General features: G+C 59.8%; 17 protein-coding genes. 12 read left to right on the top strand and 5 right to left on the bottom strand.

The features are described 5' to 3' along the window. Positions 1 to 415: 415 nt before the first annotated feature. Together EJP67_RS16515 and EJP67_RS16510 are read right to left on the bottom strand one after the other, a co-directional pair. Positions 416 to 907: a hypothetical protein gene (locus tag EJP67_RS16515; protein WP_126022804.1), complete on the bottom strand. Its 492-nt coding sequence runs from the start codon at positions 905 to 907 to the stop codon at positions 416 to 418. Between the two features lie 293 nt (positions 908 to 1,200). Next, entirely contained in the window at positions 1,201 to 1,512 is a 312-nt protein-coding gene (locus EJP67_RS16510) for a transcriptional regulator (RefSeq protein WP_126022803.1), read from the bottom strand. 115 nt (positions 1,513 to 1,627) lie between these two features. On the opposite strand from EJP67_RS16510, the gene EJP67_RS34130 reads away from it, so the two are divergent. Next, on the top strand, positions 1,628 to 1,753 hold the full coding sequence (locus tag EJP67_RS34130; RefSeq protein ID WP_276312257.1) for a hypothetical protein: 126 nt from the start codon (positions 1,628 to 1,630) through the stop codon (positions 1,751 to 1,753). Between the two features lie 75 nt (positions 1,754 to 1,828). After that, positions 1,829 to 2,068, top strand: coding sequence for a KTSC domain-containing protein (locus EJP67_RS34215; RefSeq protein WP_126022802.1), 240 nt, complete (start codon positions 1,829 to 1,831; stop codon positions 2,066 to 2,068). A gap of 446 nt (positions 2,069 to 2,514) precedes the next feature. On the opposite strand, the gene EJP67_RS16500 is transcribed toward EJP67_RS34215, so the two are convergent. Then, positions 2,515 to 2,706, bottom strand: coding sequence for a hypothetical protein (locus tag EJP67_RS16500; RefSeq protein ID WP_126022801.1), 192 nt, complete (start codon positions 2,704 to 2,706; stop codon positions 2,515 to 2,517). Positions 2,707 to 2,709: 3 nt separating this feature from the next. Continuing rightward, on the bottom strand, positions 2,710 to 2,922 hold the full coding sequence (locus tag EJP67_RS16495) for a hypothetical protein (protein WP_126022800.1): 213 nt from the start codon (positions 2,920 to 2,922) through the stop codon (positions 2,710 to 2,712). A 73-nt stretch (positions 2,923 to 2,995) separates the two neighbouring features. On the opposite strand from EJP67_RS16495, the gene EJP67_RS16490 reads away from it, so the two are divergent. From EJP67_RS16490 to EJP67_RS16480, 3 genes are all read left to right on the top strand, one after another. After that, positions 2,996 to 3,382, top strand: coding sequence for a helix-turn-helix domain-containing protein (locus EJP67_RS16490; RefSeq protein ID WP_126022799.1), 387 nt, complete (start codon positions 2,996 to 2,998; stop codon positions 3,380 to 3,382). 531 nt (positions 3,383 to 3,913) lie between these two features. Further along, complete coding sequence (locus tag EJP67_RS33810) at positions 3,914 to 4,438, top strand: helix-turn-helix domain-containing protein (protein ID WP_206169508.1); 525 nt, start codon at positions 3,914 to 3,916, stop codon at positions 4,436 to 4,438. Between the two features lie 559 nt (positions 4,439 to 4,997). Next, positions 4,998 to 5,459, top strand: coding sequence for a hypothetical protein (locus EJP67_RS16480; protein WP_126022798.1), 462 nt, complete (start codon positions 4,998 to 5,000; stop codon positions 5,457 to 5,459). A gap of 11 nt (positions 5,460 to 5,470) precedes the next feature. On the opposite strand, the gene EJP67_RS16475 is transcribed toward EJP67_RS16480, so the two are convergent. Then, complete coding sequence (locus EJP67_RS16475; protein ID WP_126022797.1) at positions 5,471 to 6,091, bottom strand: hypothetical protein; 621 nt, start codon at positions 6,089 to 6,091, stop codon at positions 5,471 to 5,473. 131 nt (positions 6,092 to 6,222) lie between these two features. Here EJP67_RS16475 and EJP67_RS16470 point away from each other — a divergent pair, with 131 nt between their 5' ends. The 7 genes from EJP67_RS16470 to EJP67_RS16440 all read left to right on the top strand — a co-directional run bounded on the left by EJP67_RS16470 (position 6,223) and on the right by EJP67_RS16440 (position 10,188). Continuing rightward, positions 6,223 to 6,396 carry an Arc family DNA-binding protein gene (locus EJP67_RS16470; protein WP_126022796.1) on the top strand — a complete coding sequence of 58 codons (174 nt, stop codon included), beginning with the start codon at positions 6,223 to 6,225 and terminating at the stop codon, positions 6,394 to 6,396. A 15-nt stretch (positions 6,397 to 6,411) separates the two neighbouring features. Beyond that, positions 6,412 to 7,101, top strand: a complete 690-nt coding sequence (locus EJP67_RS16465; RefSeq protein WP_126022795.1) for an antA/AntB antirepressor family protein — start codon at positions 6,412 to 6,414, stop codon at positions 7,099 to 7,101. Positions 7,102 to 7,180: 79 nt separating this feature from the next. Further along, the gene (locus tag EJP67_RS16460) at positions 7,181 to 8,239 is read left to right on the top strand and encodes a hypothetical protein (protein ID WP_126022794.1); all 1,059 of its coding nucleotides are present in this window, start codon (positions 7,181 to 7,183) and stop codon (positions 8,237 to 8,239) included. Next, entirely contained in the window at positions 8,236 to 8,628 is a 393-nt protein-coding gene (locus tag EJP67_RS16455; protein ID WP_126022793.1) for a hypothetical protein, read from the top strand. The genes EJP67_RS16460 and EJP67_RS16455 overlap by 4 nt, the downstream gene beginning before the upstream one ends. After that, positions 8,625 to 8,843 (top strand): hypothetical protein, encoded by a 219-nt coding sequence (locus tag EJP67_RS16450; protein WP_126022792.1) that lies wholly within the window; start codon positions 8,625 to 8,627, stop codon positions 8,841 to 8,843. The genes EJP67_RS16455 and EJP67_RS16450 overlap by 4 nt, the downstream gene beginning before the upstream one ends. Beyond that, positions 8,840 to 9,055 (top strand): DUF4224 domain-containing protein, encoded by a 216-nt coding sequence (locus EJP67_RS16445; protein ID WP_126022791.1) that lies wholly within the window; start codon positions 8,840 to 8,842, stop codon positions 9,053 to 9,055. The genes EJP67_RS16450 and EJP67_RS16445 overlap by 4 nt, the downstream gene beginning before the upstream one ends. A 2-nt stretch (positions 9,056 to 9,057) precedes the next feature. Next, complete coding sequence (locus EJP67_RS16440) at positions 9,058 to 10,188, top strand: tyrosine-type recombinase/integrase (protein WP_126022790.1); 1,131 nt, start codon at positions 9,058 to 9,060, stop codon at positions 10,186 to 10,188. Positions 10,189 to 10,326: the final 138 nt, after the last annotated feature.

Below are 10,326 nucleotides of genomic sequence, written 5' to 3'. Positions count from 1 at the left end.
TACTGGCTTCTTTTCGTCTGCCAAGCGGATCCGTTCGGCGTACTCGGGCATCATCCGGGCAGCCTCGGCGCGTCCGTACTGCTTGCACAAGGCACCCCATCGGCCTTTTTCCGAGCGCTTCTCCGCGCCTGCGGCCCAGGGGTTGTGCTCCTCCCAGTCATGAAGCCGTCGCATGCCCTCATCCCCATCGAGGAATCGCACGTCTGCGCATTCACGCACGAATGCGCCAAGTTCGCCGCTCCAACCGACGGCCAGTTCGATGTCCTCGTCGGTCATGCCCGATAAGTCACCATCGGTACGATTGGCCGCGGTCCAAAGGAATAGCCGCACGAGATACCACCCCGCGCAATCCCCGAGTCGCCGAATCAGCTTCTTGGTCTTTGGGTGGTCCGGCAACGCGGCGGAGATGCGAGCATCAGCGACCATCTTCGTCGTCGCCCCCACTGTCTGCTCGCCAGATCTCCTCGGCGATGCGCGCAATTTCTTCTATGTCAAACACGCAGGCTTCGGCAGCCGGGTCGTTAGGCAGCTTGACTGGCGCGATCGCAACAGCATCAAGCAATGCTTCGCTCACCATCATGCTGTCCTTGTCGCTCCCAGGCTTGACGTACTTCGCCAAGCGGCCATTTGGCTGCAGGTGCTCAAGGAGTTGGCCGAAGTGCATGGTGCGCCACAGATACGCCTGGGTGTTTTCTACGCCGCGGGCTTTGAGGAATCCGATGGTCGCCATCGCTGAGCGATTGACGGGAATGTCAGCGAGGTAGAGCCCTTTTTGCTTCGGCTTCGATTTGCGCAGCTTGAATTGTCCGCCGGCCTGCCACACGTCGAGCGCACGGCGGAAGATCTCGGGGTCACAGGGAGTGTGAAGGTCGTCGAGCCACTGGGAGTTAGAGGCGGAATCGGTCATAGCGGTCTCCTGAGCAATGGTTGGGATCTGAAGTCTTCCGTGATCAGGGCGGCTTTGTCAGCGCTTGTTTTCATCTACACCTCTTAGGTGACACCTCAAAAGAAATCCTCGGCAGGCAGGAGGTGGAGCTGCTCTTCGGGAGCGACCCTAGCCGCGGATCGAAACTCAGCGACCTGCTCGCCAAGTCCTTCCCTCGTGCTGCATGCACCAGACGGCGCTGGACCATGAGCGGTGAATCCGCAAGTACCAAAGTAAGTGCGCGATGTAGATCACGCGGTTGACGGTGCGGCTCATCAGTCGGCATCCTCAAAGATGAGCTTGGCCGGTGTAGTCATCGACATGGCCTTCTCCCAGAGCACCTGGTATGCCTCGAAGGTTCGTTCGTCTATGCAGCGGTACGAGGCCGGCGTCACCTTAAGTCCGAGATGCGCGAGGAACAGGAGCACCTCGTCCAGGCGCTCGTTTTTGATTCGGCTGATGGTCGACTCGGAAAGGCCCATAGCAGCGGCAACACCGGCCGCTCTGCCAGGTTCTGCAAGGGCGCGGGCCGCGAGAACGACACCCTTTCTCGCCCTTTCAGTAGGGGATGGAGAGACTGCAGACATGCCCTACTCCAACTCGCCCAGACGCGGCCTACCCCACGACCCGGATCTCATCCACTGCAGCACGCGCAACTGCGTCAGCACGAATGCCTGCTTGGATCCAGGCCGCCCGCCTAGCATGGTTCTGCGCACCAGCAGGCTCATCATCCAGTGGGTCGACGGCGACGTGGTCACGAGGTTCTCCTGCCAGTCGGTTGACATCACGCCGAGCGGCCAGCCGCATACACGTCGAGGCCGCGCGTGATCAGCGGACGGTGCCCACCCCCCGCGGGGCAGAATCCGCATCACCACAACACGGACCCCGCGAGGGGTAGACGAAATGGAAGAGACGCGATTCGTTTCGAATGCCTTGGTGAAGGGCACATACGAGCCGACGACGAGTCTGTTGCGGCTCTGGTTCACGAGCGAACCTCATCAGGGCTACGACTACCCTGGAGTTCCTGCGAGCGTGTGGCATGGCCTGTGCTTGGCTCGCTCGGCTGGCACGTACTACAACGAGCACATCCGAGATCAGTACGGCAATGGTTTCCGGCCAGCATTTGGGCCGCGGCGTCGATAGCCGCGATCTCCCGCAGGAAGTTCGTCGTCCAGCCGGTGCCCGGCGCCCGCGGCAGGTCGGGGCGATCTGTGGCCAGCACGTTGTGGTTGGTCACCAGCGCCATGCGCGTCAGCGCTAAGGCCTCGAGGACCGACATCTCGTGCTGTTTGGCAACCAGGTTGAAGAAGCTCGGCTCGCCTTCCGCGAACCGCACTCCGTCGGTGTTCGGACGAGGCTTGTTCGGTGGGTCTTGGACCGCAGGCTCGGGCTCAGGAGGCTCACGAAAGCCGGCAGCGCGGTTAACTGCAGCAGATGCGTCGCGCCATTTGGAGTTGATGACCTGCGCCACATTTCCGGCGGCCCCACGCATGCTCTCCCATCGAATCAAAGCGTTCACGCGGTTGGCTTCCTTCGAGCGGATGAGCGTCGCGCGCCGGCGCCAAGCCAAGGGCTTCTTGGGCGTCATCTCAGGCTCCCTCGGCGTCCATGCGCCTTTCGAGTCGTCCGAGCAGCACGAGGTTCGTCTTGATGCTCTGCACCTTCGCGGCTGCATCGGCATCGTCGACAGCGAAAAAGTTGAGTGCCCAGGTAGACCCGGCATGCCGGAACTCCGCGCAATACTCGGTCTGCGCGCGAAGCGCTTCGATGAAAGGGGCCATCACTCAAGCCGCCTTCGCTTCGGAAGCCGAGCGTTGCGTCAGCACCGCGTGCAGGCTGCACAGGGTCTGGTAACCGGGGTTGTCGATGTGCCCGTTGAAGAATTTCGAAAGCCACGAGTAGCTAACGCCTGAATGCTTCGCGATCGAGAGCCATTCGCCCTTACGCGCGCCCAACAGTTCGCGTACTTCGATGTCCAGAGGTTTTGGTGTGCTCATGCCCAGAACATAGCAAAACTTTGCTGGTCATTCAAGCAATACTTTGCTTACCGCGCCAGCCAGACTCTGTTCAATGGGAAAAATCTCCATCAATACTGTTTTCGCGGCCAATCTGCGCCGAAGGATGGATGCCGCCGGCCTGTCGCAATTGGCCCTTGGGAAGCGCGCGGGAATCGCCCAGCGATCGGTGGGCAACTACCTCAATCCCAAGGAGCGCGAGGCTGGAGCGAAAGGCAAAGAGCCTTCGGCGAAGCTAACCGAGATGGCAATGATCGCTGACGCGTTGGGCGTCGAGCCCTGGGAAATGTTGATCCCGGAAGCATCAGAGCGTGATGCAAGCGTGGAAAAGTTCGTGCTGGAACTGAGTGCACTCTTCCGCGGGATGCCTGCCAAAGCCCAGGAAGCGCTGCTCGAGCAGGCCAGAATACTGCACAAGGCTACACGTTCCGAAGATGCGTGAGAGCTTGTTCGCCCGCAGATCGTTGAGAGATGAGCGCGCATCCCCAGTTGCGGGGATTGCAAAGGTGAATCGTGAGCAAGACGTCAACTTTCTGCATGTGATCGGGATCGTCGCGCCTCCGACGCATGGAAAGAGGGGATGTTGACATGGGCCGCAATTCGCGTCCGAAAGCGAACGCCGCTCCCGCTTCCGCCCCGCTCAGCGACTTTGAAAGGCTGCTCCAGGGCTCAGTGAAGCCCACTTTTACTGTCTGGGAGTTTCGGCTTTGGCTTACCGCGAATGGCAGAAACGACCACGAGAAATGGGACAAGGGACTGTCGGCCAAGGCACGAGCGCGTCGCGATGTGAACATGAAGTTCCTACGAGACAAGCCAGCCACTCAATGGGAACGGCCGGAAGCGAGCCCTTTGGGAGATAACCTTTACGTGATACGGTTCAAGGACGAAAACGGTGCTCAACATAGGTTGTTCGGCTACCACGACCTTGAACATCACGCATACGTGATATGCTTTGAAGGCTTCGAGAAAGACAATGTCTACCAACCAGCCAATTACGAAGAACGGATTCGGAAATGTCGCGCCGAAGTTGACGGTCGATTTGACGAACGAACTGTCGTCTGCCCCTGGCCTGTCGCATAAGCTGACTAGTCTTCTGAAGGAATCCGCCAACACGCTGTGCGACTATCCGATGCCATCGGAATGGAACGATCCTGACTATAGGCGTGCAGCGATGGAAGCGACTGTTGAAAACCTTATCGCTTGGGGGGTGCGTATCAACCGCGAAGCTCAAGGCCTTACGCAGACGCAACTAGCAGAACGTATGGGAACCAAGCAATCCGCCATTTCCAGACTTGAGGACACCGAAGGCGGAGACATCCAACTCTCAACCCTCTCAAAGGCCGCGCATGCTCTGGACCTTGCGCTCTTCGTGAAGCTGGTGAGCTATTCTGACTTCGCGCGCCTGACCCGAGATGTGAGCGCGTCCGCGTTGAAAGGTGAGACTTTCGCCACTCTCTGCGCACGCTCCGCAGAAGCAGCACAAGCCGCCAAAGGATGACTATGGCTACAACCAGAAAGAAGGCTTCGGCCCAAGCAACTCAATCCCCTGCACCAAAGAAAGACACGAAGTCAAAGCGTCCCTCCCCCCAGCAGCGAGATCCTCTACGTTCCCGCATCCCAGATGGCGTGCCCCTGATCTATGCGGACTTGGTGATGGATGCTGTGTACGGCATTCACACCACCAAGTTGATTCTGGGACAGGAGACTGGGAATGGGGCTTCAGGACTTCGGCCAGTCGGTGTAGTAGTGATTCCAACTTCGACGCTCTTGGACCTGTCACGCCAGCTGGTAAAGGATCTCACTCAACCAGGCATTGCCCAAGAAACGGCACAGAGATTTGCGAACATTCTGCGCTCGATGCAGCCCAACGGAACTCTCGAGCAGAAGTCCTGAAAAGCTACCATGGCGTTGTTCAGCCCGCAGCCCGCGGGCTTTTTTGCGGCCTGCGTCAGCGCGACCAATCCCTTGCCACTCGCGGGCGCCACCTTATGAGTAAAGTTTTGCTTGTGCTTTGAGTAAAGTATTGCTATTCTTTGCAGATCTTCAAGGAGATCGGCATGAAAGCAAAGCAAGACTGGACTATCGGAGCCACCGTCAAGGTGGGCTTCCTGGCCCTTACGGTGATCGCCAAGATCCCGACACCCGGCGACTTCAAACCGGACGCCTATGTGCTGGCCAGCCCCAGCAAAGGGACGTTCTACGAATTCGTGCCGCACCACGGACTCAACAAGATCGAACCGCACGAAGCGCGCGAGTTGATCGCACAGAGCAAGCGCTCAGCGGACCAGCAAGCCGCGGGAACGACGCGCATTTCGTTGGGCGCCCCGGTCACCAAACGCGATGGCACGCCGATTTCTGTGGCTTGCGCGTTCAGTGCGCCTTATTGGGTTTGCTCGGAGGGGGTCGTCGTCGCCGAATATGGGAATGACCATCAGGCAGCCCTCGCCCATTACGACCGGTTGCTTCAGTCCCGGCGCAAGGCTCTCGGGATCGCCGAAACGCGTGAGGTGATGGCGTGACCGGCGACCACTCAAAAAGGGATATCCGCGTCCATGTCGTCGAAGCCGCTGCTCGACTTCGGAGGAGTCTTAGGCGTGGCATAGGAAAAAGTCACCCCTCGCGCTTCAAGCTCCTCGTTGATTTTTCGAACCCACGCTGCTCGACCAAGCGGGCCAGCGTTTTGCGCTTCAAGCAAGTCCGACCAGTAGCGCCGCAGGTCCGGCAAAACGCGGTCTTCCAGTGTGGCCCAGTTCCACACGACTTCCCCGCTCCTCGAATTTCTACCTCTGGCTGGGTGCAGGAGTGCCGCGTCATGCAGCATCTTCCAGCGCTCCTGTTCCTCGTGGGTCAAAAGCTCAGGGTATCGGATCGCCAGCTTTACGAATCGCTCGGCCTCGTCGACATCCCACAACAGAGTAGCTGCTTCAGCCACTGTGGTGGACTCGTCCCCGTTGTAGCCCGAACCCTCGTACAGCTTGACGTCCTCCAGGCTTTTCTCGACAGCCCATTCCACGTAGCTCGACAGGGTGCGCCGCTGCTTGCGCGCAGCAATCTCCGCAAGGTATCGCAGCTTGGGGTCAAGACGCACCGTCACGGTTTCCGTCCGCGATGGCTTAGCGCCTCCTCCTCTGCGTTTGGGTTCGTCACTCATAGCAGTCCTGTCAACAGTTCAACTAATTCTAGCTTGCGCGATGAATGAATCAACTTCACAACAAAAAACACTTGCGATGAGACACAAGTCAAAATAGCATTACTCACAACACACAGAAAATGACATCACCCATGAAAGCCCAATCGCAACTTCCCTCCGTCACTCCGATCCGGCTTCCTACCGAGTTGCGCGACTGGCTCAAGCACCAGGCAATCGATAACCGGCGCACCCTAGGCAACGAGATCGTTTTTCGTCTTGAAGAATCCCGCGAGCGGCAACTCGCGGCCCAGCAACCTAGCAAGTAACCCGGGAACCCTAACGTGACCATCAATATCGCCATCAACTCGCGCCAACTCGGCAACGAGCTCAAGCCCACTGTCAACGGCCGTGACCTGCACCGAGAACTCGGCATCGGCAAGGACTACACCAACTGGGCGAAGGCCCAGATCAAGCGCGGCGGCTTCGTCGAAAACAGCGACTATGTGGTTCTCGCCCAAAAGGGCGGAAACCTCGCCGGCGGCCGCCCGTCCACTGAATACTGCTTCACGGTCGAAGCCGGCAAGCACATCGGCATGCTCTCAGGCACGGCCAAGGGCCGCGAGGTACGGGAGTACTTCCTGGAGTGCGAACGCCGCGCTAAGGGTGCCACGCTGCCCGCCGTGCGCGATCCACGTACCGCAGCCCTAATCGAAGCGCTCGTCCGGCAAGACGAGCTCGAGCAGGAGCAAGTCCGCCAAGCCACCGAACTGGCGCGCCTGCAGGAAAACGTGGCGGTCATTGAGGCTCGCACGCAGCCCGAGAACAAGCACTTCACGGTACTGGGGTACTCGAACTTGATCGGGCGCCCTGTGGATGCGCGCACCGCGGCGAATCTTGGTCGAAAGTGCGCTGCTCTCTCACGCGAAAAGGGCCTGGTCATCGGCGACGTTCGCGATCCACGCTTCGGGACCGTGCACAGCTATCACGAGTCCATCCTGCAGGAGGTACTCCAGGCAGCCACCACGAACTAGGCTCATAAAAGGCGAAGCCCCGACGGCGGCAACCGTTGGGGCTTCTGTGACCCGAGAACCCTAACGAGGAACCCAAATCATGGGAAATGTTAGCACGCCCTCACGTAAAACAGCAACTCCTGTTGCCAAAGCCGCGACACCTGTCGCCGCAACCGAACGTATCGCCGAAAGCAACTTCGATCCTGCCCATGGCAGGCCGGTGTTCCGCAAGGACAGCGTCGATCCTGCGAGCCCCTTGTTCATCGAACTGCAGGTGCTGCCCAGGCAGCCTTACTTCGCCGCAGACCACAACGAAGTAGCCAGAAACACAGGCTTCTCTCTGTGCAAGAACGGGGGCGGACTCGCTCTGGCTGATGTGGACACCGGCATTGGAATCGCCTACGTCAGATGGAACGGCTTCACTGCCGCAGTGGGTGAACTCAAGGCGATCGCGATCCACTGCGACCCGGAGCGATGCCCAGTCGAACTTCAAGCTGGCGGCCGCCTGGTCGGCACACTCACCGACTTCAGCCAGCAGCTCGACGGCTACATCGCCGACGGATTGGGCCGAGAACTGGCCGCAGCGGAAATTGCTGCTATCGGCGAACACATCGACTCGATCATGCGCCGGCGCTGGGACGAGATACACGAAGTCGGCGTTCCAATCGATGCCAACACTGTGCGCTTTCGTGGAGCTCTGCCTTTCCAGTTCTACGACCAGGTGTTGGCCCCGAGAAAAAGGATTCCGGAGATGCGAGGACACTTTTTCCCAGCTCATCGCGCGAACTACTATGCCGGCCGTGCAGAGGGCGCTATCCGTGCCCTGCAACTGATCGATTTCAACCTCAACCACAAGATCAAGCGTCCAGCATTTGCAGCGATGCTCGAAGAAATCTTCAAGAGTGGCCAGTGGGACGATCTCGGATTCAACAATGGCAGCGGACATGCAGCGAGCGAATTCGTCGAGATCATTGAAGCGGTTTTCCAGCTCGGTTGCAGCGTCGTCAGCAAAGGGTGGCTGCTCGGGCGTGTTCAGCGCTGGGAGCGAACGGCTGCCGAGTGGGACGAGCACCAAGCCGCATCCAGGGCGGACTTTGTCGAACGCATGCGCGCTGCTCGAGCGGCGAAGAAAACGGCCCGGGAAGGCGGTGCAGGATGAGCGCCGTCGTCGACACGCCGCGGGCCAAGACCAGGCCACACGATAGCCACAATCCGCACGACGTCATGCAGCAGGCGCACGACGTTGCCGAGATTGCTGCCAACAACGAAGGCACCGATCTGTACTGGGGCATCCTCAGTTTGATTGAGAAAGCGATCGAAAAAGTAGAGCGCGCACATTCGGCCCTCTCGGTCGACGCGTACTCGAAAGAGTTACATGACAAAGCCAGTGACGAACTGGCCGGCCTCTTGGGCGTGCTGAACGCCGTGAACACGGACGTGAAGGACGATGGACTGCTTCACGCGGTGGAGACGCTGGTTATCGTTGCAAAGGCACAGATCGACGCAGACAACTTCCAAGCTGTTCGAGCTAGTCAGGTGGCGGCATGACCAACACGAACACTCGCAAGCTGTCGCTCCGGCTCGTGTCCAAACCTGTCGCCAAGATCGACGCCGACTTGGTTGCGTTCGCGGTGATGGAACACATCGACGCCAACTTTCCAGACATCTGGAACGCAGCTCCCGTAAGCGCGCGTGCCAGTATCCGAAACGCTGTGGTCAAAGCTGTTGTCGCTGAAGCCTCTCGCAGTGGAGCGTCCGCGTGACTGCAGCGGACTTCTTCCTGACGGACCCTGAACTTGCGAAGCTCACCGGCTTCAAGATCAAGTCGAAGCAGATCGAGTGGCTACGTGGCCAAGGTTTGCCGTTCCGCGTGAGCGCCACCGGCCACCCTGTTGTCACCCGCTCAGCCGTCGAAGGCCGAGCAGACGAAACTCCAGACGACGACGGGTGGACGCCCGGATTGATCGGAGCTTGAGCATGGGTCGTAAGCCATCGCGGTGGGCCAACCTGCCGCGGGGGATGCGCGCGCGTCCGCGCGGCAACCTCATCCACTACTACCTCGACACCGGTGGCAAGCCCCGAAAGGAAATCCCGCTGGGGTCCGATTACGCCCTGGCCGTGAAACGCTGGGGCGAACTGGCGTCCAAACCAAAACCAGCCTATGCGCCGCCCGTCACTGAAGGCACGCTCGCGGCCGTGGCGAAGGCCTACCGGCGCGACATCCTGCCGACGAAGGCACCCAGGACTCGCCGGGACAACGAGAAGGAGTTGGAGTGGATCCTGAAGTTCTTCAACACACCGCCGGCACCACTCGACAAGATCGAGCCGAAGCACATCAACCAGTACCTGCACTGGCGCGTGAAAGAGGCCGTGAAGATCGCCGAGGCTCTGAATGCCGAGCGGGTTAAGAATGGCCGCAAGATTGTGCCGATCCCGGCGAAGTGGGGCCAGGTGCGCGCCAACCGCGAGAAGGCTCTGATCTCGCACATCTGGAACTATGCCCGGGCGAACGGCTTCACGAAGCTGCCGAACCCGTGCGCCGGCATCAAGGGGTTCCGCGAGACGGCTCGGGATGCCTACGTCGATGACGACATGCTGAAGCGTGTGCTCGAGCATGCCTGTGAGCCACTGCGCTTTGCCATGCGTCTGGCGCACATCACTGGCCAGCGGCCCGCCGATGTGCTCGGCATGAGCGAGGACCACATCCGCGGCGAGTACCTGCGGGTGCGCCAGGGCAAGACCCAGGCGAAGCTGCGGATCGTGGTGGAGAACGCACTGGAAGAATTGATCGAGGAGATCCGCGCATATAAGGCAGCCAGGCCGAAGCAGTCAGCCCCGCTGCTGGTGAACGAGCGCGGTGCCCCGATGACAGCGGCCATGCTGCGCAAGCGCTTCGACAAAGCCAGGAAGAGCGCAGGAATCGACATCGCCACGTTCCAGTTTCGTGACCTGCGCGCAAAGGCGGCCACGGACACCGACGAGTCGGCGGGCATCAAGGATGCGCAGACCCTGCTGGGCCACTCGACCGAGGCGATGACCTCGAAGTACATCCGCCACAAAGTCGGCAAGAAGGTGCGGATCGCGGCGCCGAAGAAGGAGCCAAAATAGGCGCGGGATTTGTTCCGCAATTTCCAAGACACCCGCATGGATGCTGGATTTCGAGACCCCTCATTTTTCTGGTTGCGGAACAAAATCTGAGGGCAAGTTGTTGATTTTGCTCGGGTTGCCCTTGGACTCTTAATCCGT

Source organism: Variovorax guangxiensis, from assembly GCF_003952165.1.
In the GTDB taxonomy this organism is placed as follows: Bacteria; Pseudomonadota; Gammaproteobacteria; order Burkholderiales; family Burkholderiaceae_C; genus Variovorax; species Variovorax guangxiensis.
This window is presented reverse-complemented; position numbering and strand designations above follow the sequence as displayed.